Annotated in this window: 20 protein-coding genes and 1 tRNA gene; 4 read left to right on the forward strand and 17 right to left on the reverse strand. The window is 68.3% G+C overall.

Annotation, left to right across the window (positions count from 1 at the left end):
* On the forward strand, positions 1 to 335 hold a 335-nt coding region (locus VKP62_01710), incomplete at its 5' end, for a penicillin-binding protein (GenBank protein ID MEB3195895.1).
* 278 nt (positions 336 to 613) lie between these two features.
* Here the strand turns inward: VKP62_01710 and VKP62_01715 are convergent.
* Genes VKP62_01715 through VKP62_01725 form a run of 3 tightly spaced genes read right to left on the reverse strand, consistent with a single transcriptional unit; the run spans position 614 to position 3,136 of the window.
* Positions 614 to 1,540 (reverse strand): hydroxymethylglutaryl-CoA lyase, encoded by a 927-nt coding sequence (locus tag VKP62_01715; GenBank protein MEB3195896.1) that lies wholly within the window; start codon positions 1,538 to 1,540, stop codon positions 614 to 616.
* 10 nt (positions 1,541 to 1,550) lie between these two features.
* Positions 1,551 to 1,766 carry a biotin/lipoyl-containing protein gene (locus VKP62_01720; protein MEB3195897.1) on the reverse strand — a complete coding sequence of 72 codons (216 nt, stop codon included), beginning with the start codon at positions 1,764 to 1,766 and terminating at the stop codon, positions 1,551 to 1,553.
* A gap of 17 nt (positions 1,767 to 1,783) precedes the next feature.
* Positions 1,784 to 3,136, reverse strand: coding sequence for an acetyl-CoA carboxylase biotin carboxylase subunit (locus VKP62_01725; GenBank protein MEB3195898.1), 1,353 nt, complete (start codon positions 3,134 to 3,136; stop codon positions 1,784 to 1,786).
* A 175-nt stretch (positions 3,137 to 3,311) separates the two neighbouring features.
* Between VKP62_01725 and VKP62_01730 the strand changes: the two genes are divergently transcribed.
* Positions 3,312 to 7,091, forward strand: coding sequence for an AAA family ATPase (locus VKP62_01730; protein ID MEB3195899.1), 3,780 nt, complete (start codon positions 3,312 to 3,314; stop codon positions 7,089 to 7,091).
* A gap of 11 nt (positions 7,092 to 7,102) precedes the next feature.
* Here VKP62_01730 and VKP62_01735 read toward each other — a convergent pair whose 3' ends face one another.
* From VKP62_01735 to VKP62_01755, 5 genes are all read right to left on the reverse strand, one after another.
* Positions 7,103 to 7,531 (reverse strand): DUF4870 domain-containing protein, encoded by a 429-nt coding sequence (locus tag VKP62_01735; protein ID MEB3195900.1) that lies wholly within the window; start codon positions 7,529 to 7,531, stop codon positions 7,103 to 7,105.
* Between the two features lie 3 nt (positions 7,532 to 7,534).
* Positions 7,535 to 8,401, reverse strand: a complete 867-nt coding sequence (locus tag VKP62_01740) for a hypothetical protein (protein MEB3195901.1) — start codon at positions 8,399 to 8,401, stop codon at positions 7,535 to 7,537.
* 96 nt (positions 8,402 to 8,497) lie between these two features.
* Positions 8,498 to 9,505 carry a carboxypeptidase-like regulatory domain-containing protein gene (locus VKP62_01745; protein ID MEB3195902.1) on the reverse strand — a complete coding sequence of 336 codons (1,008 nt, stop codon included), beginning with the start codon at positions 9,503 to 9,505 and terminating at the stop codon, positions 8,498 to 8,500.
* Positions 9,493 to 10,416 carry a hypothetical protein gene (locus VKP62_01750; GenBank protein ID MEB3195903.1) on the reverse strand — a complete coding sequence of 308 codons (924 nt, stop codon included), beginning with the start codon at positions 10,414 to 10,416 and terminating at the stop codon, positions 9,493 to 9,495. The genes VKP62_01745 and VKP62_01750 overlap by 13 nt, the downstream gene beginning before the upstream one ends.
* A gap of 9 nt (positions 10,417 to 10,425) precedes the next feature.
* Positions 10,426 to 11,232: a hypothetical protein gene (locus VKP62_01755; protein ID MEB3195904.1), complete on the reverse strand. Its 807-nt coding sequence runs from the start codon at positions 11,230 to 11,232 to the stop codon at positions 10,426 to 10,428.
* Positions 11,233 to 11,404: 172 nt separating this feature from the next.
* On the opposite strand from VKP62_01755, the gene mutM reads away from it, so the two are divergent.
* Positions 11,405 to 12,274 carry a bifunctional DNA-formamidopyrimidine glycosylase/DNA-(apurinic or apyrimidinic site) lyase gene (gene mutM / locus VKP62_01760; GenBank protein MEB3195905.1) on the forward strand — a complete coding sequence of 290 codons (870 nt, stop codon included), beginning with the start codon at positions 11,405 to 11,407 and terminating at the stop codon, positions 12,272 to 12,274.
* A gap of 21 nt (positions 12,275 to 12,295) precedes the next feature.
* Here the strand turns inward: mutM and VKP62_01765 are convergent, their stop codons facing one another.
* The 4 genes from VKP62_01765 to rocD all read right to left on the reverse strand — a co-directional run bounded on the left by VKP62_01765 (position 12,296) and on the right by rocD (position 16,370).
* Complete coding sequence (locus tag VKP62_01765) at positions 12,296 to 12,745, reverse strand: hypothetical protein (GenBank protein ID MEB3195906.1); 450 nt, start codon at positions 12,743 to 12,745, stop codon at positions 12,296 to 12,298.
* Positions 12,746 to 12,997: 252 nt separating this feature from the next.
* Positions 12,998 to 13,747: a LysM peptidoglycan-binding domain-containing protein gene (locus VKP62_01770; GenBank protein MEB3195907.1), complete on the reverse strand. Its 750-nt coding sequence runs from the start codon at positions 13,745 to 13,747 to the stop codon at positions 12,998 to 13,000.
* Between the two features lie 126 nt (positions 13,748 to 13,873).
* Positions 13,874 to 15,010, reverse strand: a complete 1,137-nt coding sequence (locus VKP62_01775; GenBank protein ID MEB3195908.1) for an aminotransferase class V-fold PLP-dependent enzyme — start codon at positions 15,008 to 15,010, stop codon at positions 13,874 to 13,876.
* A 130-nt stretch (positions 15,011 to 15,140) separates the two neighbouring features.
* Positions 15,141 to 16,370, reverse strand: coding sequence for an ornithine--oxo-acid transaminase (gene rocD / locus VKP62_01780; protein MEB3195909.1), 1,230 nt, complete (start codon positions 16,368 to 16,370; stop codon positions 15,141 to 15,143).
* 101 nt (positions 16,371 to 16,471) lie between these two features.
* Between rocD and VKP62_01785 the strand changes: the two genes are divergently transcribed.
* Positions 16,472 to 16,762, forward strand: a complete 291-nt coding sequence (locus VKP62_01785) for a DUF503 domain-containing protein (GenBank protein MEB3195910.1) — start codon at positions 16,472 to 16,474, stop codon at positions 16,760 to 16,762.
* Between the two features lie 25 nt (positions 16,763 to 16,787).
* Here VKP62_01785 and VKP62_01790 read toward each other — a convergent pair whose 3' ends face one another.
* From VKP62_01790 to VKP62_01810, 5 genes are all read right to left on the reverse strand, one after another.
* Entirely contained in the window at positions 16,788 to 17,186 is a 399-nt protein-coding gene (locus tag VKP62_01790) for a hypothetical protein (protein ID MEB3195911.1), read from the reverse strand.
* An 84-nt stretch (positions 17,187 to 17,270) separates the two neighbouring features.
* Positions 17,271 to 17,358: transfer RNA gene (locus VKP62_01795), tRNA-Ser, on the reverse strand.
* 24 nt (positions 17,359 to 17,382) lie between these two features.
* On the reverse strand, positions 17,383 to 18,942 hold the full coding sequence (locus VKP62_01800; protein MEB3195912.1) for a S8 family serine peptidase: 1,560 nt from the start codon (positions 18,940 to 18,942) through the stop codon (positions 17,383 to 17,385).
* Positions 18,939 to 20,222 carry a hypothetical protein gene (locus tag VKP62_01805; protein MEB3195913.1) on the reverse strand — a complete coding sequence of 428 codons (1,284 nt, stop codon included), beginning with the start codon at positions 20,220 to 20,222 and terminating at the stop codon, positions 18,939 to 18,941. Before VKP62_01805 ends, VKP62_01800 begins: the two co-directional genes overlap by 4 nt.
* On the reverse strand, positions 20,219 to 22,243 hold a 2,025-nt coding region (locus tag VKP62_01810; protein MEB3195914.1), incomplete at its 5' end, for a kelch repeat-containing protein. The genes VKP62_01805 and VKP62_01810, both read right to left, overlap by 4 nt.

A 22,243-nucleotide genomic window follows, 5' to 3' on the forward strand; every position in this document is an offset into this window, starting at 1 on the left:
ACTCCCAACCCGGCAATGGGGTGGCCAATGGCCTGAACAACCAGACCAGCAACGTCGTGGCCAACCCCCAACCCGGCAATGGGGTGGCCAATGGTCAGAGCAATCAGACCGGCAACGGCGGGGGCAATTCCCAAGCCAGCAACGGCGTGGCCAATGGCCTGAGCAACCAGACCGGCAACGCCGGGGGCAATTCCCAAGCCAGCAATGGTGTGGCCAGTGGCCCGGGCAATCAGCCCGCTAACGGCGGGGGAAATTCCCAAACCAGCAACGGTGGGGGCAACCCGAGCGGCGGAAGCAACGGCAAGGGCAATCAAACTGGCGGCAATAAAAAATAGCAGACAGCTCCTGAGGTGAGGGTCAAGTAAGCCCGCCCCTCACCCCAGCAAGCGTTGGACCGCCCGGTTCACACCGCAACGCAGGCCCAGCATTCAGGGGTCGGAGCAATCGCGCACGAAGCCGCAGCGCTCGCATTTGAGCTTGCAGTGGAGATCCAGCATCTGGTGGCCGCAAAAGTCGCAGCGGGTCCAGCGACCGCCGACGGGGCGCGGCACGGGCGGCGCGGTGGGATCCACGGGGGGCAGCTCAGGCTCCGACGGCGGCATGCGCGTTTCGCTCAAGCGCCGCCACAGCGGGCTTCGCCTGCCAGTTGCGCCCGGAAATAGCGGCTGGGCAAGTCCCGGCCGAGGACGTCCATCATCATCCGGCTGGCCTCCATCACCGTGGGCAAGCTCACCCCGGTGGCGATGCCCATCTCGTCGAGCATGTAGACCAGGTCATCGGTGGCGATGTTGCCGGTCGCCCCAGGGGCGTAGGGACAGCCCCCCAGGCCCCCGACCGAGCTGTCGAAGGTGCGGATTCCCATGTCGAGACCGGCCACCACGTTGGCCATGCCCATGCCGCGCGTGTCGTGAAAGTGCAGTGCGAGTTGGGGTTCCGAAAGCTTGTCGAGCAGCAAGGCCAGCAGGGACTGGACTTGCGCGGGCGTGGCCACCCCGATCGTGTCCCCGATCGAGACCTGATAGGCCCCCATGGCCACCAGGGCCTGCGCGACTTCACACACCTTGGCCGGGGCGATCGCCCCCTCGTAAGGGCAGCCCCATGCGGTCGAGACATAGGCCCGCACGCGCTTGCCTGCGGCCAGCGACGCCGCCGCCACTTCGGCATAGGCCGCCAGGGCCGCCGCCACCTCGCGGTTGGTGTTCTTGCGGGAAAACGTTTCACTGGCCGCCGCGAAAATCACGACCTCGTCGACGCGGGCCTCAAGGGCGGACTCGAGCCCGCGCATGTTGGGAACCAGCGCGCTGTAGATGCAGTCGGGACGACGCGCGACAGTGGTGGCCACCTGCATGGCATCGGCCAGCTGAGGCACCCACTTGGGATTCACGAAGGAAGTGATCTCGATGTGCCGCAGCCCCGCCGCCGCCAGCCGCTCGATCAGAGCCACCTTGACGGCCGTCGGGACCACCTCGGGCTCGCTCTGGAGCCCATCGCGTGGGCCCACCTCCACAACCGTCGCGTGCGACGGCAGCGCCTGGAACATCGGAAACCGCCTACTCCAGGATGATCAGGGCGTCCCCTTCGTTGACGAAGTCGCCCGTATCGATCTTGACCTCTTTGACCGTGCCATCCATTTCGGCCGGGATGAACATCTGCATCTTCATCGACTCGATGCAGACCACGTCCATTCCCTCGCTCACGGCATCACCCGGCTTCACCAGCACTTCCAGCACGGTGCCGGCCATGTTGGCATTGATGGAAGGGGACATGCGCGTTACCTCCTTGATCACTTGGCCGCGGCGGCCTGCAGGCGGGATGGGACGAAATCGGTGCTGTGGCGCCCCGCGCGGAATTCTTCGTGCGCGAGAATATCGAGCAATGCCGGCAGGTTGGTCTTGATGCCCGACAAGCGGGTGGCCTCCAAGGCTTGCCTCAACCGCGCGATGGCCTCCTCGCGCGTATCGCCGTGCACGACGATCTTGGCGAGCATCGGGTCGTAATGGGGAGTGACCAGCGTGTCACCAGCAATCCAGGTGTCGATCCGGACCGCCTCATCCGTTGGCCATTCCAGCTCGGTGATCTGGCCAGGCGCCGGCATGAAGGTTTTCGGGTCTTCCGCGTACAGGCGGGCCTCGATGGCGTGGCCCGTGCAGCGCAGGTCGTCCTGGGTGAAGGGCAGGGTTTCACCCGCCGCGACCCGAATCTGGCAGGCAACCAGGTCGGTGCCCGTCACCAGTTCGGTGACAGGGTGCTCCACCTGAATGCGGGTGTTCATTTCCAGGAAATAGAACTGATGCTGGGCATCGACCAGAAATTCGAACGTCCCCGCGTTGGTGTAGCCGATGGCCTTGGCGGCCGCGACGGCCGCCGCGCCCATGCGGGCCCGCACGTCAGCGGGCAGCAAGGGCGCTGGCGCTTCCTCGACCACCTTCTGGTGGCGGCGTTGCACGGAGCAGTCACGCTCGAACAGGTGCACGACATGGCCGTGATGGTCCGCCAAGACCTGCACCTCGATGTGCCGGGGTTGCACGATCAGCTTCTCGACGTACATCGTGTCGTCACCGAAGTAAGCCTTGGCCCGGGCCGTGGCCATCTTCCAGGCCTTTTCCAGTTCCGCCGGATCATGCAGGGCCTGCATGCCGATGCCACCGCCACCCGCCGCCGCCTTGAGCATCACGGGGTAGCCGAGCTCGGCCGCGATGCGTTCCGCTTCGGCCAGGTCGGCCGCGGCCCCGTTGGAGCCCGGTACCACGGGCAACCCGTGGGCTGCCATGGCCTCACGGGCGGCCGTCTTGGAGCCCATCGCGGCGATGACCTCGGGCGAAGGCCCGATAAAGGTCAGGCCAGCCTCGGCACAGCGGCGTGCAAAGTCAGCATTTTCGGACAACAGGCCATAGCCGGGGTGCACCGCGTCGCAGCCCGTTTGCTGGGCGATCTCGAGCAGGCGATCGATGCGCAGGTAACTCTGCACCACCGGCGCCGGACCGAGCAGCACGCTTTCTTCGGCTTGCAGCACGTGGGCGGCCCGGGCATCGGCCTCGGAGTGAACGGTCACGGCGGCCACGCCCAGCTTGCGGCAGGCCGCCAGAATGCGCACCGCGATCTCGCCACGGTTGGCGATGAGAATCTTCTTGAACACGGACTCCCCCTCGAGCGGCGCGCCTCGCGAAGGGCCACATCGCCCGACACGCGCAGACCAGCGCAAAACCGGCTCATCATAGCATCCGACCCGCACCAGACGCCAGAAGGCGATCAGCCGGTCTTGGTTCCTGCAACACGGTTTGCGGCGCGCCACTCGTTGTAGAATGGCGGCGATGGTTCACACTGCGGATCGCTTCACGCCTGTTCGCCCCCTCGGGCCCTACTTGCTCCTCGTGCAGGATCAGGACGGGATGCCGCTCGTGTTGAAGCGCCTGCCGGATGACCGGGCGAACGACCCGGAGGCGCGCCACGAGTTCAAGCTCGAGGCCTGGCGCGTGGCCCAGCTACGTGGCCCCAGATTGGTGCGCCTGTACTCGGACGGCAGCAACCTGGCCGAGCGTCCCTTCTACACCATGGGCTACGCCGAAGGCCCCCCGGCCACCCTGGTACAGCCCAACGAGGTCGCTGCCTGCGTCAAACAGCTGCTCGAGGCGCTGGTGGCGATCCACCGCCACGGCTGGGTCCACGCGGCCCTGGAGCCGGCCCAGCTGCGACGCACCGAAGCCGGCATCGTGCTGGTCGGCTACGGCAACATGACCCCGATGGGGCAAGCGGCCCGGCGGCCTGGCCCGATCGGTTACCGCTCCCCGGAACACGAAGCCGGACTGCCTCTGGATGCTCGGGCCGACCTGTACAGCGTGGGGGCCCTGATTCATTTCTGGTTGACCGGGGAAATGCCCGGTGAGCTGGATCTGCTCGACCTGGTGGCCGACCCGCTGGCGGCGCTCGGACGTCGCCTGCTGTCTCGCCAGCCGGCCGACCGGCTGCCCGACGCGCAGACCGCCCTGATCGAGCTGGAGACCAAGGGCAGCGGACTGGTGCGTCTGCCCCAAAAGGCCCCCTTCCTGCTCCCCCCGACCCAACCGCGCGTCGCCGCCATGGTGCCGATCGAACGGCTGCTCACCAACCTATCGAACGGACAAGGGGCGGTGCGGCGGCTGGAAGCCCCGCCCGGCTGGGGCAAGTCGACCTTGCTGTCGTTGACGGCGGCCATGTCCCTGCGCAACAAGCATGCCGTGGTGCGACTGCGTGGCCTGGGGCCTCAGGCCTGGCCCCTGTCCCCGTGGCGAGAGGCGTTGAAAACGCTCAGCGCGATCGCCCAGGAGCGCCAGGGGTCCCTGCTCGAACGCTGCCGGCTGCGACTCGCGCCGCTGATGGCCCCGCCACCGAATGCCAGCTGGCCGGCAGAGGCGGAGGTCAGCCCAGCGCCGGAGAGCCCGCTCAGCAGCGAACTGCTCTGGCGACGCCTCTGCAGCGCGTTGCTGGAACTGATCACCGGGGTGGCCTCGCCGGGGCTCGTGGTGCTGCTCGATGACTGGGATGAAGCCGACGAGGCCAGTCGGGCCATGCTTGTCGCGCTGGTGCGACGCCTGGGGGATGCACCGATCGTCTGGCTGGTGGCCGGGGCCCCCGGCCGGGTCAGCGAACTTCCCTGGCCGAGCGTCGAGATCACGCCGTTCGGCGCCGATGAATTGCTCTCGCTGGCCAAGGCCATGCTGCCCGCGCCTGCCGTCCGGGAAGGCGATCTGACGACGCTGGCGGCGGCTGCCGCCGGACAGCCCTGGTTCGTGCGAACCCTGATCAGCTTGTGGCGTGACGCGGGCGAGATCCGGGTGGGGGCCACCTCCTGCGACATCCCGGTTCCGGCCGACTGGCCCGAGACGGTCAGTGCGCTCGCCTGGCGCCGCGGCAGTGCGCTCGACGGGCACGCCTGGGCCGTCGGTGGGGCCGCGGCCCTGCTCGGTCCCCTGATTCGCCCCGCCTGTCTGGAGGCGCTGGTGCCCGAGGTGGAGGTGCTGGCCACCGGCCTGGACGCCTTGCTGCGCGCCGGTATCCTGACACGTGTTCAGGGTGGCTATGCCTTCACGCACCCGGATTTCGCCACCATGTACGCCCGGGCCCTGCCGCCCGAGCGCCAGGTCAGCCTGCACCGCACGCTCGTCGATGCCTTCGTCGACGGGCGCCTGGTGCTGGATCCGCTGAGCGGAGCCCTGCACGCCATGCGAGCGGAACGCCCTGAGGTGGCCGCCCCGCTCACGCTCGCGGCCGCCCGGCAGATCCTGACCCTGGGCGCCAGCGAAACCGCCCGCACGATCCTCGAGGAAGGCCTGGTGATGCTGGAGGCCGAGCACCCGATGCGCGGCGCCTACCTGGCCTCGCTCGGCGAAGCGCATCGTCAGGCAGATGACCTCTCGGCCGCCCTGACCTGCCTGCGGGAGGCGCGCGGGGTGCTGCCCCCTCACGAGCGCGTGAGCGGCCTGATGGCGCTGGCCCGCGTGTACGCGCAGCTGAATGTCCACGAAGACGCCAGTCTGGCCTGGCGGGAAGCGGCCGACACGGCCCAGAGCCGCGGGGACATGGATGGATTCTCGCTGGCCCTCGCCGGCGTGACCGACTCCTTAAACGCGCTCGGGCGCTTCGACGCCGCCGTGGAAAGTGGTGAAGCGGCGCTGGGGGGAGCCTCGGAGGCGGCTCAGCTGCCCCGCGCGATCGCCCTGCTGTCGCTCGGCTCCGTGCTGGCCGTCGGCCCGCGCGAACGCCAGGGGGAAGGCGTGGCCCTGCTGCAGCAGGCCAGCGCGTTGTTCGAGAGCGAGGGCGATCGCCCCCGCCTGGTGCAGGCCCTGCTGCGCCTGGGCGAGGCGGAGATGGCCCGGGGCGAGGTTCAGTTCGCCAGGCAGACCGCCACGCGGGCCCTGACCCTGGCCGAGGAGCTTCACGAGGTGGCTGCCATGGTGCAGGCCGGCATCCAGGCCGCCCTGGTGTGCCGCGCGCTGGGCGAGGGGGAGCGAGCCCGCGAACTGGCCAGCGAGGCCCGCAAACGGGCCGAAGCTCGCCAGGAGCTGGTGGGGGCCTGTGAGGCCCAGGCCCTGGAGGGATTGCTGCGCACCGGCGCCGGCGACACCGAAGCCGGGCTGGCGCTGGCGGCCGAAGCGCTGCGCCGGGTGCCTGCCACCACCCCGCCCGTGAGCCTGGCTCGCATCCAGCTGGCCAACGTGGAAGCGTTGCTCCATGTCGGCCTGCTGCCCGAAGCGACCCAGCTGCTGCAGCAAGCCGCCAGCAGCGTGAAGGCGGCCAACCGGGTCGACTGGGCCGGGCGTCGGACCTACCTGGCTGGCGTGCTGGCGGCCCGCACGGGCGATCGCGAGCGGGCCCGCCAGGATCTGCGGGCCGTCATGGCGCAACCCAACCAGTTTCTGGTGGCCCAGGCCGCGCTGCAACTGGGCCAGATCGCGATCGAGGCAGGTGCGCGTTCCGAGGCTGCTGGCTGGCTGGAACAGGCCCGCCGCACGGCCCTGTCGCTGGGAGCCGAGAAGTTGGCGATCGACGTTGAACGGGTCGAGCGTGCCATGCAGGGCCTGCTGGCCCAGGATGACGAATCTCCACCAGCGATTGCCAAGCGGCTGGAAACGCTGCTGACTGAGGCGCAGTACCTGCTGCCCAAGGTGACCGCACCGGCAGAGGAAATGGCCGCCCTGGCGCTGGCGCTGCGCGAGGCCCAGGTCCTGAACGGGATGTGGCCGAAGCTGTTACAAGCCCAGCAGGAGCAGGCGATCGCCGTGGCGATTGCCGACGCGTTGTTCGCGCTCGCGCCCGGGGCCACGCGCGTCTTCGTGCTGGATCAGGCCCTGTCCCCTTACGGTGCCCGCTCGCGGGGGGCCGGGGAGATTCCCTTCCATGCCGACCAGGTGGACACGGCCCTGTGCATCTCAGCGATGGAATCCCGCGAAGTCAGAGAGCAGGGGGCGGCCACCCTGGCCATTCCGCTGGCTGAATCCCCCGCGGCCCCCGTCTGGGGCGTCGCCCTGGTGACCGGAGAGGGCCTGGAGGCACGGGAGATTCTAGGGGCCGTCGGGGCGGCCGCCGCCCTGGTGCTCGGACGCCTGGATGCGTGAAGCCGCGCGGGTCAGTCGACCCGCGTGAAGCCCCCCACCACCGGCATGCGATAGGCCTCGCCGTGTAACGCCTTCCAGGTCGCCACCAGGACCACCCAGCCCATCCAGAGTGAGACCACACCGGCCAGGATGGTCAACGGCAAGGCAAACGGCCAGCCGATCAGGATCACGTACCAGAGCGCCATCGCAGCCGCCCACAGGGGCGTCAGCAGAATCACGGCGAACAGGTGGAACAGCACCGCCTGCATCGCCTGATGGCGCACATAGGGCGAGGGCCGCAGCAACGGGAAGAGCAACCAGATCAAGAAGGGCGCGAGCAGCGGTACCCCCAGAAAGGGCGCGCCGTGGGCCACGCCCGCGGCAAGCCGCTCAAGGCCTGTGACCTCCCCGGCGGGAGCCGCGGGACGGAAGGAGCTGGCCTGCTGCAGATCGTCACTCATGGCTTAAAAGTACAGGGACTCCGGAATCATGACCAGGTGGTTGTAATCGCGCAGGTACTGTTCCGGGATCTTGAGGTAGTCGTGGATCGTGCCGTTGGGGGCCAGCTGCACGAGCCAGCCGCCGCCCGCGATGCCCTTGACCACGGGCAGTTGCTCGTTGAGATCGACAAAGGGCGAGGTGCGCCCCTCGCGCTTCATCTGCTCCGGGTTGTACTGCTTCGACAACCAGATGTAATACACCACGTCGAACTTGTTCTGCGCGATCAGCAGCGACTGCTGCATGTAGTCATTGAAGGAGCCCGTTTCATCGGGCGGCAGGGTCTTCTTCCACCAATCGTAGTGCTCGCGGGGGTTGATATGCTTGTCCCAGCCGCCCGGGGACTGCGGGGAGTGAACGGGATAGGTGAACATGCAGGCTTGCAGGGAGCGGACCATCTTGGCGCGATCGCCGTTGTAGCCGAAATTCTGCAACAAGGTCAGCAGGCCATCGACCTCATCCGGCTCCCGCGGCGGCGCAGGGGGTCTGGGCGGGGCCGTGGGCGTGGGCTTGGGCAAGGGACGAAGCCCGGGGGCCGTGGGGGCAGGTTGATCGCCGCGCGGCACCACCGGGGCAGGCTCTTCCGCGGGCGGCGCATCATCGTCCAGCACGCCCACGCGGCGCCCGGTGCCGGGCAAGGGCTCGCGCAGCTGCCGCACCATCGGGCGCGGCTGGAAGCGCACGGCGTAGCCGCTGCGCCGGGGGCTCAGGCCATCTGCGCCCAGGCCGAGCCCGCCCACGCGCGCCGCCTGTCCGCACCCCGTGGCCAGCAACGTGGCCAACAGCGTCAGCGAGATTCCAAAGCGCACACCGACTCCGCGTGAAACTGCCATCACCAGGGACCTCTTCAATGAAACCTTATCTAAGCTTTACTTCTTCTTAATTCCTATCGCCGACGGCAAGCGCCAACTTGCGTCCGCAGCGAAAATTCACGGCGTGCGTTGTGGCACCAGGGCGCGCCCGCCGGTGAAGTCGAGCCGCAGCGGGCCGGCCCCGGGCACCCAGGTCAGACGCTCGAGAAAGGTGACCGGGCGGTAGCCCGGCTTGGTGGCGGTGAAGCGGATCGGAATGTCAGCCGGCGCCTTGAACTCGAAATGGCCGTAGCGCGTCAGGGCGATCGCCGTGAAGGGGTAACGGACGTTGTCCGACTCGGCGCGCACGAAAGCACCATCCACGGCCACTCCCGCCGCATCTTCCACCGCCCCATCGATCTGGACCGTCGCGGGGCCTCCCGGCTGAGCCGGGGCCGGCTGGTCGGGGCGCAGCGCGTACATGCCGGTGAAGTCCAGCCGCCAGTCGCCTTCCAGGCGCGCCGTACGCGTCACCGAGCGGAACCCGGTCGCGATCACCGTCAGCTTGATCGTCTCCCCTCTGGGCAGCTGGGCCACCCGGAATTCACCCTGCGCGTTGGTGCGCGCCTGGCCGAGCGGAATGCCCCAGGCGGATTCGACCAGCAGGTCGGCATTCGGCAACCGGTTGCCACTCGGATCGGTCACTCGCCCTGACACGCTGACGTCGCTCCCGGGCGTGGCCGGGGGGGGCCCGGACGGCAGCGGCGAGGCCCCCGGCGAGGGGGGTGCCGGGCTGGCCCCCGGGGAGCGCGGTTCAAGGCCCACCGTGCGCGCCAGGACCGCGTTCGGCGCCAGCATCACGTCCGTCACCAGCGCTTGATAGGCAGGATGGGTCACGGCCACATCATAGGCGGCCGGCTTGAGCGTGAAGCGCGCCTGTCCGCTGGGCCCGGTGCGACGCTCCTGCAGATCGGCCTCCACCAGCGCGCCACTGACCGCCTGCCCCGTGCGGGCATCGACCACGCGCACCAGCAGTTCGGCCTGAAACCCCCAGGTGCCACACCCGGCGGCCAGCACCGCCAGCCCCACGGTGACGCCCGCGGAGCCGCGTCCGAACGGCCAGGCGCCAGCCATCAGCGCGGCCATGCCTTCTGAACCCAGACGTCATCGACGATCGCGTGGGAACAAATTCCCTTGGCCAGTTCGGCGCCAAAGGCCAGGCCGATGATGCCCGTCAGATCGGCGTTGGACTGGCTGGTGAACACCCGCGGGGGCTGGACCCGGGCCGGTTCACAGCCACCGGGCCCGCGATCCGCCACGATGCCGATCTCGCCGGCCGGCGTCGACTCCGAGAAAGCCCAGCGCACGTCCGCGGCAAAATCCCGCTCGACCGCCGTCAAGCTCATCTTGTTCAGGGCCGCCTCCCCGCAGGGTTGCCCCAGCCCCACGCCCTGCGCCAGACAGATCAGGCGCAGCGGCAGGGCGCCCTCACCGTTGCCCAGCTGGCCCGTCAGGACCGCTCCGGGACAATGGCGATTGCTCCAGACGTAGCCCAAGCCGCGCCGTCCGAGGCGCTTGGAGTCGAAGACGAAGACCACCTGCGCGTACAGGCAGGGGTCCGTGGTGGGCGCCCCGTTGTTGGCCCACTTGAAGCCGACCTTGACCTGCTCGGCCATCACGGGTTTCTCGTTGACCTCGCGCACCAGCGCCCCGGCGTCCTCGACATCCGCCGTGAACAGGAAGCCCTTGCGGGGTTTGGGGCGATTGGCCCCCAGAATCTCCAGCACGGTCGAACCGGCTGCGCTCGGTTTCAGGGGCGTGAACTCAAGCGGATCGAAGAAGGGATGGCTGACCGGTCCGTAATGGTCATATTGATTGGCCGTGCTGTCGAAATCTTCCAGCACCGTGGGCGGTTCCCACACCGACTGAGCCGCCAACGTGCCGCGCCCCTTGGCCCGCGCGCCGTCCAGGCCCGTTTGAGGCAAACCGCAAGCGGCGGTCAGGGCGGTCAGCCCGCATGTCAGGAGGCTCAGGCGCCACACGTGAAGCGATCGCACGCCGGCCTCCTACTGCCAGAACGCGCCCGGAACGGGCAGGAAATTGCGCCAATCATCCACCGGGAAGTAGCCGTAGTCGTCGATCTGGCCATCCGCGCGGTAGGAGACGAAGAACTGGGTGCGCACCAGGCGCTTGTAGAAGACCAGCTCGGCATCCGAACCGGTGTCGTTGTAACGATCGCGCAGAATGTCGCGGTAAAGCGCCCGTCGGCCGACGTAGTAGGCGATGCCCTGATTGCGCCGGGCCAGTTCCAGGCCGTCAGCCTTCCACTGCTGGTAAGAGATCGGCTTGGGGAAATCCTTGACCCGTTTGCCGTAAGTCAGCCCCAGCGTGGGGCTCTCGACCCAGTGAAAGCGGGCCGCCGGCACCCGGTTGACCACCGCCACCTGCATGCGCACGTTCTGGATGTCACGCGCGCCGGGATCGTAGCCGAACCTGCCGAGGAGCTCGATGAATTCCCCCATCTGCGCACCCGGATCAGGCGCTGGCGCGCCGGCTCCGGCCTTGACCGGTGGCGTGGAGGTCGGTTTGGGCAAGGGGCGCAGCGCCGGACGCGGATTGCCGGACGCGGGTGGTTTGGGCGCCACGGGGGCGGGAGGGGCCGGCTGCGCGCCTCCTGGCGGAAAAGGCGCGGGCAAGGGTAGCGCCGGTTCACCGGGCGCCTCGCTGGGAGCCGGTTCCTGCGGGCCGGGTTCCGGCTCATCGGGCCCGAGCGGGTTGGCCGGCGTGCGGCCGCAGCCCGACACCAGCAAGACGCCCAGCAGCAGAAAGCTGCTGACAAGGGCGGTCGCTCCGCGGAATCGGTGCAGGGCCATGGGTGCCTCCAAGCAGGGTTCCGAGGTCTTATCGCCCCGCTCAATTGAAAACTTACTTAATATTGTATTAAGAAATGGTAAATGAGACCAGGCAAAGCCACGGGCTCAGCGCGTGACGCGCGGGCCAGGGCCCGGCTATGATGAGCGCAACGCCCAGCTGGAGGAGGCCTTGATGCCGGAACTGCCCGAAGTTGAAACGGCGGCCCGCGATCTGGCGGCTCACGTCGGCGGCGCCCGCATCGCCGCGCTCCAGCACCTCGACTGGCCCCGCCTGATCGCCCCGCTTGATCCGGAAGGCTTCGGCGCCGCGATCAAGGGTCAGGTGATCCAGCGCGTCTCGCGTCGCGCCAAGTGGCTGCTGCTCGAGCTGTCCGGCGGCCTGACGCTGGCCGTGCACCTGCGCATGTCGGGCAGCCTGTTCGTGCCTCGACCGGAAGAACGCGTGGACGCCCACACGCGTCTGGTTTTGGCCCTCTCGGATGGCCGCACGCTGCACTTCCGAGACGTGCGCAAGTTCGGCCGGATGCGGCTGCTCGATGCGGCTGGTCTCGCCGCACTGGACGCGGCCCACGGCCCTGAACCGCTTGCGGACGCCTTCACGCCGGCCTGCCTGAAGGGCATCCTGCGCGGGCGCACCACCCGTATCAAGCCCCTGCTGCTGGACCAGAGCCTGATCGCAGGCATCGGCAACATCTACGCCGATGAAGCCCTCTGGCACAGCCAGTTGCATCCGGAGCGCCCGGCAGACAGCCTCCGCGCGAACGAGGTGCAGCGGCTCCACGAGGCGATCAGGTTCGTGCTGGACAAGGCCATCCGCCTGCGCGGCAGCACCTTGCGCGACTACCGAACGGGCACCGGAGAATCGGGCGAGAACCAGGACCACTTTCTGGTCTATGGCCGCACCGGAGCCCCTTGCGGTCGCTGCCACACCGCACTGATCCGTTGCGTCGTGGCCCAGCGCGGCACCCACCTGTGTCCCCACTGCCAGACGCTGCCGCCCGCCCGAGGCAGCGCGAGGACCGCCACGCCACGGGCCCGTTGACCACCTTTGGTGACGGGCGGTTCAGCGGGCCTCGAAAAACACCATGCGCCCCATCCGCAGGGCTGAACTGGGCTTGCCGAACCACGGCATGGTGATGCTGATGTCGTGGAAGTGAATCCGGCGCGAACCGACCGGTGAACGCCCCTCGGCAGCAGCATCCACGGCGGCCTGAATGCCATCCAGGTTAGGGATCTGGCCCAGCGGCATCGTGAAGTAGCGCCGATTGCCATCGTAATTGGAGCTGAGGTAACTGCTACGTACCAGGCGCGGGATCGACTGCCCGTTGACCCGCGCGTAGTTGATGATCGTCTGCGCCACGCCCGCCCACACGGCGGGCGATTCCCCTCGTGCCTCGGCGGCCACCGCGCGGATGAGCGCCTCCCGCTCCGGGGGCGTCAAGCCGCGCAAACTGCCGCCGGTGGCCTCGGTCTGGGGCGCCTCAGCTTCCGGCCGGGAAGTCAACGACAGCATCAAGGCATCCTGGCCCAGGACAGGCGCCGGAAAGGCCAGCGGCAGAGCCTCCGCAGCATTCGTCACGCGAGGGAGGGGAGCCATCGCGCCAGTTGAAGAGTCAAGAGCAGACTTGAAGAGCGGCTGCGGCATGCGTGTTGGTCCCGAATGACGAAGTGGCTGGACAGGATCGTTTTCGGGAGCTAAACCCAAACTCTTGCGGCAGTTAACGAAGAATTAACTACCTGGCGCCGCGCCTGGTGGTCGTCGCGTTCAAACCTGCACACCCGGCTTGGGCGCATAGAACACCATCCGCCCAAGACGCACCGGCTGGGTGCCGTACCACGGCGTCGAGATCGAGGTGTCGTGAAAGAAAATGTGCTTCTCCCCGACCGCGGAATCCCCGCGGGCCCCCTGTTCCACCGCAGCCTCGATGCCCTCGCGGTTGGGAATCCGATCGAGCGGCATCTGGTAGTAGACGCGGTTGCCATCGTGATTGGAGCTCAGGTAGCTGGAACGCACCAGCTGCGGGATCGACTCGCCCTTGAAACGCGCGTAGTTGATGATCGTCTGCGCCATGGCAGCCCAGACGGCCGGCGTTTCGCCACGCGCCTCCGCGGCGATCGCCCGCACCAGGGCCTCCTTGTCGGCGGGCGACAGGTTGGCCTGGGTTTCCTCGGCCGCATCGGCCTGCGCCGGCGCTCGAGCCCCGGCGGCCACGCTCGGCGGTTGCGCCGGGCGCGCGTCGGTGTCCGGCAGCGGCGGCGAAGCCTGCGTGGGGGGGCCAGCCGGCAAACCGAGCTGGGACAGGGCGTTCCCGCGCGGCCGCTCGAGCGTCGCCTGATCAGGCGCCACAGCGACAGCGGCCGTCGGCGGCGGCACGATGCGCAGGGTGGCGCCGGCCTGGATCAGGTTCGGATCGGCGATGCCGTTGGCCGCCTGCAGGGCCTCGACCGTCGTGTGGTGCTTCCTGGCGATGGCGTAGAGGCTTTCGCCCTGGCGAACCCGGTGGGTGGCTTGCACGATCGAACTCCCCCTGACGGAAGCCCCGCACGAAGCGGGCAACGGCCCTTGCCGGCGGCATCCAGCGGCCGCACCGCCAGCATTATCCCCACCCACGCAGCCCCTGTTGCCTTTTTTAACAAGCTATTAACACACCATGTCAAGCAGCGCCGCGGCCAGGGCACGGTACTGGGCCAGGTGGTTGTAAGCAAAGGCCGAGACGCGAATCACGCGCTCCGGATGGGCCGGGTGATGAAACAGCGGCACCTCGAAGCCCGCCGCCAGCAAGTCCGTCTGCAAGACCGAGTGAAAGGGCGCCTGGGCCGCCAGAGGGGTGGGGTCTGGCGGCAGCGGCAGCGCCGCCATGGCCCCCAGCAGAGCGGCCGGCGGACCATCGGGCAAGCCCAAGGCCTCCGCCATCACGGCCTGAGCCGCCAGGGCCAGCCGGTGATTGCGTTCCATCAGGGCCGGCCAGCCGCCAGGCAGCAGGCTGGCGTGGGCGGCCAGAGCAGCCGGGATGCTCAGCACCGCGGTGGGGTCGGTGGTGCCCACCCAGTCGAACTCCAGATGCAGGCGGGGGCGGTCGGTGCGCGGAGAGTAAGCTCCGCGACTGGCCACCAGCGGCACGATGCCGGCCTCGCAATCAGGGCGGACCGAGAGAAAAGCCGCCCCCTTGGGCGCCCCCAGCCACTTGTGGCAGTTGCCCACATAGTAGGCGGCGCCGAGGGCCGTCAGGTCGAGCGGAATCTGGCCCGGGGCATGGGCCCCGTCGACCAGCGTCTCCACCCCGCGCGCGCGCAGGGCCGGCACCAGTGATTCCAACGGGAAGCGCAAGGCGGTCGGGCTGGTGAGATGGTCCAGCACGGCGAGGCGGGTGCGCGGCGTGACGCCCTGCAGCACCGCCTGGGTGATCGCCTCGGCCTCCGTCAGCGGAAAGGGCAGCGGCACCTCCACCAGCCTCGCCCCGCTGCGCTCAGCTGCGCGGCGCAACACGTGCCGCACCGCCGGATAGACGTGGGTCGTGGTCAGCAGCTCATCGCCCGGCGTCAGGCGCAAGCAGGCCACCACCGTGGCCACGCCGGTCGTGGCATTGGCCACGAAGACGAGCCCAGCCGGATCCGCGCCCACGAAGGCCGCCAGCGCCCCCCGCGCCTGATCGAGCAGACCCTCCAGTTCCCGGCCCAGGAAGCGCAAGGGCTGGCGCTCCATGCGCTCGCGCCAGACAGACTGTTCGGCGAGCACCGGCGAGGGGCAAGCCCCGAAGGAACCATGATTGAGAAACACCCAATCTGATTCCAAGTGCCACCAGCCGGGCGGGCCCAGCGGCGACGTCAGGCCTGCTCCAGCGGGGTCACTCAGCGCCGACCCGGCAGCCTCCCCCGCGGTGTCGGCAGCGAGGTCCTTCGCGCGAGGCTCAGGGCGCATCGGCCTCGTCGGGCCCGGCCAACGTATCGATCAGCTGGTCGATTGCCCACATCAGGTCCGCCTCGGAGATGACCAGCGGCGGCGCGAAGCGGATCACCTTGTGGTGCGTCTCCTTGCACAGCACCCCACGAGCCCAGAGCGCCTCGCAATAGGGCCGGGCCGCCGTGTTGAGCTCGATGCCGATCATCAAACCCTTGCCGCGCACCTCGACCACGTGGGGGCTTTGCATCGCGCGCAGCCGGGCGAAGGCCTTCTCGCCCAGTTCGGCCGCCCGGTCGGCGAGGTGTTCCTGCTCCAGCACTTCCAGCGCGGCGATCGCCACGGCGCACCCCAGCGGATTGCCCCCGAAGGTGGAGCCATGGTCGCCCGGATGAAACACGCCCATGACGTCCTCACGGGCCAGCATGGCGGACACGGGATAGAAACCGCCCGACAGCGCCTTGCCCAGCACCAGCACGTCGGGCATGATGCCTTCATGCTGGAAGCAGAAGGTCTTGCCCGTGCGTCCGAGCCCCGTCTGGATCTCGTCGAGCATCAGCAACACGTTGTTGGCCCGACAGATCGCCTCGACCTCGCGCAGGTAGCCATCCGGTGGCACGATGATGCCGGCCTCGCCCTGAATCGGCTCCAGCGACACGGCCGCCGTGTTGGGACCGATCGCCGCCCGCAGGGCCTCGGCATCGCCGTAGGGAATCACCTTGAAACCGGGGGTGAACGGACCAAAGCCGGCCCGGTACTGGGGTTCGGTCGAGAAGCTGACGATCGAGATGGTGCGGCCGTGGAAGTTCCCCTCACAGACAATGATCTCGGCCTGGCCCTCGGGCACGCCCTTGACCTGATAGGCCCACTTGCGGGCGGCCTTGAGGGCGGTTTCCACGGCCTCGGCCCCCGAATTCATGGGCAGGGCCCGGGGCAAACCGGTCAGGCGCGTCAGGCGCTCGTAGAAGCGTCCCAACTGGTCGTTGTGAAAGGCCCGCGAGGTCAGGGTGACCCGCTGCGCCTGGCGCATCATCGCCTCCAGGATGTGCGGATGGGCGTGCCCCTGGTTCACCGCCGAATAGGCCGACAGACAATCCAGATAGCGCCGGCCGGCCACGTCCGTGACCCAGGCGCCCTTCGCCTCGGAGATCACGATTCCGAGCGGATGATAATTGTGCGCGCCGTAGCGGTCTTCCAACTCGATCAAGTGATGGGAGAGCGAATTTTCAGTCGTCGTCATGGTTCCATGAAAGCACGCCCGGCGAGCAAATTGGAACCCCCTGCCGAGCGACGGGAGGGGCAAGTCAGGCAGCGGACTCCCGGAAGAAGAGAGACTGCCCCATGATCGTCGGGATCGCGCGCGTTGAACTGGAACTCACGGATATCGGCTCGCTGAAGGACAAGCGGTCGATCGTGAAGCCGATCGTGCAAAAACTGATGAACCAGTTCGCGGTCATGGCTGCCGAGGTCGACAGCCTCGATGACACGGAGGCCGCCACGCTGGGCCTCGTGCTGTGCGCCAACGAACAGGCCCACGCCAACCGGGTGCTGTCCAAGGCGATCGACTGGCTGGAACATCACCAGTTCGAGGCCCATGTGGCCGATGTCGAGACGCAATTTCTGACCGTCTGATGGGGGCCTCGCACACCCGAGAGGTTCAGGGGGTGGGACAGCCTCGCCCGTCGGCCCGATTTGTCACCACCGGCCGCGCCCCACGCGCAGCCAGAAAGGCGGGGTCCGTCAGCCGGCGATGAAGGTCCGCGGCCTCTGCCGCCAGCGGCTGACCGGAAGCCGCGTGGGCGGCCAGCGCGCCCTCCCGGCCCGAGTGGGTCGCCGCGTCGATGGTGACCACGAACAGCCAGCACAGCAAGCGCCCGATCTCGTCGGCCGGGCGAAACTGGGCCACGTCGGCGCGCAGGGCGCGATCAAGGGCCGCCCCTTGATCGAGATACTCGTGCAGCACCGCCAGCGCCAGCGGCGCATCCGCCTCGGTCAGGCGGCCCGCCTGGGCGGCCAGGTGGGCGCGCAGGGCGTCGAGTTGAGGGTGATGGTTCACGGCTGGCTCCGATAGGCGCTTCAGGCCGCTGCCTCTCACGGGAGTGCGGGCCAGGACCGCCAGACCTCAATGCGGAAATTGTAGCGGGCGCTGAGGGATTCGAACCCTCGGAGGCTTTTTAGACCTCATTCGTTTTCAAGACGAACGCAATCGACCACTCTGCCAAACGCCCCGGAGCCGCCTCGAAACGGCGTGCTCAGTATACCACGGGCTTGCGGCCCAGGCGGGTGTCGAAGGGACGCAAAGTCGCCTCGGAAAGCGCCTTGCGGGCGTTGATGCGGCCGTACCCCCAGCTGGGATCCCAGCCCGGCGTGCCGAAATCGTCCACGGACATCAAGAGATGGGTGCGCACCTGATCCACCATCTCGATCGCGCTGCCAAGCGAGCCCAGCGAGGTGTTGTCGCGGTCATACTTGGCGAACACCAGGGCCGCCACCCCGGCCACATAGGGAGCGGCCTCGGAGGTTCCGGAGGCAAAGCCGTAATTCGTCAGGCTCACCCCGCCGCGCGTGCCAACCTGGGACTCATGCCCCGGCAGCACCACCCGGATCGAGCTGCCAGGGGCCACCAGGTCGAGGCGCGGGCCGTAATTGGAATAGTGGGCCACGAACTCGGTATTGACATGTTGGGCGGTGGCGCCCACCGCGATCACGCCCGGCGTGTTGGCCGGCGCCCCGACCACCGGGGCCCCGAAGTTACCGGAGGCGGCGATCACCAGCACCCCTTTGCGCCGGGCCAGATTGACGGCGTCTTGATAGATCGGGCTGACGCGCCCGAGGTTGGCGCCCAGACTCAGATTGATCACCCGCACGCGCGCGCCGTAGACGGTGTCATCGTAGTTCAAAGCCCACACGATGCCCCGGATGATGTCGAAAAGCTTGAAATCGAACTCCCCCAGTTCATTGTAGTTGGCGGCCTTGATCGGCATGATCCGGCAGCCCCAGGACACGCCGGCGACGCCCTTGCCATTGTTGCCAGCCGCCCCGATGATGCCGGCCACCAGCGTGCCATGGCCCGACTCGTCAAACAGGTTCTGAGCCCAGATGTCCGGATCGACCGCCTGGCCCGCCCGCTGGGTGGAGACGTTGCGGCCCCCATACACGCGGCTCGCCCCGGGATCGGCCTGAAATTCCTCGTGCAAGCCGTCGATGCCGGTGTCGATCACGGCCACGATCACCTTGCTGGCGGGGGCATCCCCCAGCAGGTCCCAGGCCCCCTCGGTGTCGCCGAACTGCGGCTGATGGGCCCATTGGTCCCCGTACATCGGGTCATTGGGAACCAGCGCAGGGCGCGACAGCAGATTCAATTCCACATAGGCCACCCCAGGCAAGCGGCTCAGCTGTTCGCGGGCGCTGGTGAGGGAGCGTGTCTCCGGAAGCCGCAGGTGCAGCACGCGCCGCGCTCCCAGCGCCAGCTCGTCGAGCAACCGGAAGCCATCCAGGTCAGGCTGTTTCAGGAACGTGCGCGTCTCCACGCCGGCATTCAGGGAAACCAGCAACTCATCCGGGACGAAACGCGGCGGTTCCAGCGACGGGACGGGGGGCGCCAGCGGGACCGCCGAATCACCGCGCCACTCCGGCACGCCTGGCGCGGGAATGGCGGGGGCCAGTCCGGACGCAGCCGGGAGGGCGTCGAAGGAGCTCCCAGCCGAACCAGAGGGCGGGCGCGACCCCTCGGGCGCGACACAGCCCACCAGCAGCGTGGCCGTCAACGCCAGCGCGGCCACGGGGGGGCGAAGGTGACCCAGCACGTTCATGGCCTGTACACCTCCACCGTCTGCAGCGCCCGCCGGTTGGCCCCCACGCCCCCGATCGCCCACAACATTCCTCGGAATGGGGTCAAGGTCAGCATGCCGCGCGCGGTCGGCATGGCCGGCGGGGTCAACCAGCGATCACCGGTGGTCAGCGGATAGGCATAGAACGCCCCTTGCGGCACGCCTTTCGAATCGAAGCCACCCACGACGTAGAGGGTATCGTCCATCACGGCCGCTGCCGCGCCGTGGACCTCCTTGGGCAAATCCGGCAGCCGCGTCCAGGCATCGATCTTGACGTTGTAAGAGTGTACGGCTTTTTGCACCACCGGGCGGCCGTTCACGACCACATAGCCCCCGACCACGAAGAGTTGATTCTCCGCCGTGGCCGAAGCCGCCCCCGCCACCCCGGAGGCCACCGCCTCCCCTTCGGGCCAGGGCATCGGGGCTCCGATGCGATTGTTGGCCTTCGGCGTGCCGGCAATATCGACAATCTCGGTTTTGTTGAGGACCGTGCCCTGCTTGTTGGAGCCTCCGACCACCACGAACTCGCTCCCCACCACGCCCCCGGCCGCGGCGTACCGCAGGGTTCCGAGCGTGAAAGAGCCGGTTTCGACGGTGCGGGCCCGGCTGAATCCCCGGCCCCGATACAGGTAGAAGAGGGCCGAGCCGAGTCGGCCGGTCGGGTCCAGGGAACCGGCCATGCCGCCGGTCACCCACAGCTCGTCGAAGCTCTTTTGCACCCCAGCGGTCACGAGGTTCAGGCCCTGGTCGCGGGCCAGCCGGTCGGTTTTCAAACCCCAGCTCAGGTCATAGGTATCGTCGAGGCGCCAGGCCTCACCACCAGGGAGCAACTCCTCGAAGGAGGGACGATGGTCCCCTTCTGCCACGATCAGGCGATCCGACAGGCCCCCCGCGGCGTGGCCCATGCGGGCCCGGTTGAGCGACGGGCGGATGGCCCAACGCCCGGACAGTTCCTCAAAATGGATCTGAATGCCCGAGTCCACCAGGCCGGCTTGCGCCGTCACGCCATTCGGCGGGGTCGGGGTGGGAATGGGGGCGGAGGCCGCCTTGTCCTTGCCGGGCTCGCCAAGGCTGGAGTCAAAGCGTTCACCCGACGCATCATCTGCAGTGGCGTAGCTCGGCCCCCCTGCCGTCGACTTGGCCTTCGTGGTCGGCCGCTTCTTGGCTGTCGCGATCTCCTGGGCTTCCGGTTCGGTGGGAGCGCCCCCGAAACAGCCCGTCAGCAAAGCGAATACGAGGATCAGAAGCCAGGGCCGCGTCATGGGATCAGTTCCTCGACCGCATCCGCAGGCACCGGAAGACCCAGATCATCCGCGTCGACCCCGGCCACGCCCCCCGCCACCACGATCCGCTGCTGGCCGGCGGTGGTCTTGACCACGGCCGCGGCCGGCAGACCACGGGGCGTTCTCAGCGGGGCCCGGATGGTCCAGGTGTCGTTGGCCGGGTCGTAGACCTCCACCGAACGAGAGGGCACACTGAAGCGGCCCTCGCCGCCGATCACCCACAGCTTGCCCCCCAGCGCGACCGCCGCGGCGTGCGAACGGGGCGTGGGCATGGCCCGCTTGGTCGACCAGCCGGTGCCGTCGAACACGCGAACCTCCGCACTGGGCGTGTTGCCGAGATACCCGCCGATCAGGTACCAGCGCCCATCCAGCACCGCACTGGCCTGGCTCAGCAGCGCCGTCTCGGCGGTGATCTGGTTAAGCCTGGGGGCCTCGAAGGCCAGCGTGGTCGGATTGAACACCAGGTTGTGCAGGAACGGGACATCAATGTCGCCGCCCGCCTGCTTGACCTCGGTGGCCGCGCCACCTCCGATATAGATCTTGCCGCCGACCATTCCGGCCCCCACCTCGGACAGGCGCGCCGGCATCGTCGCCACCTGATCCGCCTGCCCCGTCGGGTTGTTGAGGTCCAGGCGAAACACCCCGGAGGACCCCACCCCGTTACGCTGTCCGCCAAATACGAACACCTGATTGCCGGTGCGCACCACCCCGCTGCCCCACAGGGGAAACTGGCTGGGCAAGGGGTTCGCATTGACCCATTTGGCCGCGCGCGTGTACTGGAGCGCGTGGGTCGCGCGGGCCACCACGGGCGAAGGGGTATCCGGATCGATGCTGACCGGATCAACCTTCGGTTGGGCCAGCCCCCCGATGATGAACATGGCCTCCTCGTTATCGAGGCCCACCCCCAGCCCCCCGCCGACACGTCCCGGAAGAGCATCCCCGTGGCCGCTCTTGGCCAGGCTGACGCTCGGATAGAAGGGCACGGCCAGCTCGTCACTGAAGCTGACGGCAAAGCTGACGCCGGTGAAGTCCGGGCCGGCCTGATCGGTCAAGGGCGTCACCCGCAACTTGTAATCCTTGGAACTGGGCGCAAGCGGCCCGATCAGGACGGGTTCTCCGCGGGTCGACACGACCGGGGCCGAGATCGGGTCATCGATGCGAAACTCCAGGGGAATGTCCTCCGGCGCATCCATGACGCGCACCATCACGTAACCGGGCTTCTTGACCCAGGACGGGTTCGGCGTCGGCAGGTTCTTCGACGTGACGTTTTCCAGGGCCGCGGCGATCGCTTCCACGTTCAGCATGCGCGGGGAGGCCGGATTGTAGGTCGTCAGCACCTGATTGACGACCCACTCCAGGTTGGACGGCTCCAGGTTGGAGGCAGCGGTTTGCGCCAGACGATTGAGCCAGTACAGATAGATCTGGCTGTAGACGGTCGTCAGGTCGCTGATGGCCAGCCGATTCACCCCAGCATTCACGTCCGTATAGCCCCCGTAACTCAAGCCGGGCACGACCGCCCCCGCAGCATCGAGGTAATTCAGGGTGACCACGCGCACCCGCCCGAGCGGCACCTGGGTGATCGACGCGATCGGGTTGGCGGCTGCCAGGTCGACGTCCTGAGACAAGGGGGCGAGAATGTCGCGCGCTTCGACCACGATGCGGGCCCGCCGCGTGGGGGCAATGCCTTGCAGGGTCCGCGGAGCAGTCGGCAAACGCAACACCAGCGTGGCCGTTCCAGGCGCCTGGACGCTCACGGGCGGCGCCATCCCCTGGCACCCCTGCCCGGACGAGGCGAGGAGGCAGGCCAGCAAAGAGGCAAGCGCGCGTCGCACGGGCGTGAGGTTCCTCCAAGTCCCATATTCCTCAGCCTGGCAGCCCTCAAACGCCACGGGCGTGGATTCACCGCACGCAGGCGTGAAAAAGCCCCCGACCGCAATGCGGCGGGGGCTGAGGAAGGCAACCGCTACTTCGCGGCTGCCGGGGCCATGTCGATGGTCAGG

The organism is Candidatus Sericytochromatia bacterium (assembly GCA_035285325.1).
Lineage (GTDB): Bacteria > Cyanobacteriota > Sericytochromatia > S15B-MN24 > JAQBPE01 > JAYKJB01.

What these genes read in the sequence shown, in the direction of transcription:
- mutM (MEB3195905.1), top strand. Translation starts at nt 11,405, where the DNA reads ATGCCGGAACTGCCCGAAGTTGAAACGGCGGCCCGCGATCTGGCGGCT.
- VKP62_01740 (MEB3195901.1), bottom strand. Translation starts at nt 8,401, where the DNA reads ATGGCAGTTTCACGCGGAGTCGGTGTGCGCTTTGGAATCTCGCTGACG.
- VKP62_01745 (MEB3195902.1), bottom strand. Translation starts at nt 9,505, where the DNA reads ATGGCCGCGCTGATGGCTGGCGCCTGGCCGTTCGGACGCGGCTCCGCG.
- VKP62_01755 (MEB3195904.1), bottom strand. Translation starts at nt 11,232, where the DNA reads ATGGCCCTGCACCGATTCCGCGGAGCGACCGCCCTTGTCAGCAGCTTT.
- VKP62_01785 (MEB3195910.1), top strand. Translation starts at nt 16,472, where the DNA reads ATGATCGTCGGGATCGCGCGCGTTGAACTGGAACTCACGGATATCGGC.
- VKP62_01765 (MEB3195906.1), bottom strand. Translation starts at nt 12,745, where the DNA reads ATGCTGTCGTTGACTTCCCGGCCGGAAGCTGAGGCGCCCCAGACCGAG.
- VKP62_01735 (MEB3195900.1), bottom strand. Translation starts at nt 7,531, where the DNA reads ATGAGTGACGATCTGCAGCAGGCCAGCTCCTTCCGTCCCGCGGCTCCC.
- VKP62_01720 (MEB3195897.1), bottom strand. Translation starts at nt 1,766, where the DNA reads ATGTCCCCTTCCATCAATGCCAACATGGCCGGCACCGTGCTGGAAGTG.
- VKP62_01800 (MEB3195912.1), bottom strand. Translation starts at nt 18,942, where the DNA reads ATGAACGTGCTGGGTCACCTTCGCCCCCCCGTGGCCGCGCTGGCGTTG.
- VKP62_01730 (MEB3195899.1), top strand. Translation starts at nt 3,312, where the DNA reads ATGGTTCACACTGCGGATCGCTTCACGCCTGTTCGCCCCCTCGGGCCC.
- VKP62_01805 (MEB3195913.1), bottom strand. Translation starts at nt 20,222, where the DNA reads ATGACGCGGCCCTGGCTTCTGATCCTCGTATTCGCTTTGCTGACGGGC.
- rocD (MEB3195909.1), bottom strand. Translation starts at nt 16,370, where the DNA reads ATGACGACGACTGAAAATTCGCTCTCCCATCACTTGATCGAGTTGGAA.
- VKP62_01715 (MEB3195896.1), bottom strand. Translation starts at nt 1,540, where the DNA reads ATGTTCCAGGCGCTGCCGTCGCACGCGACGGTTGTGGAGGTGGGCCCA.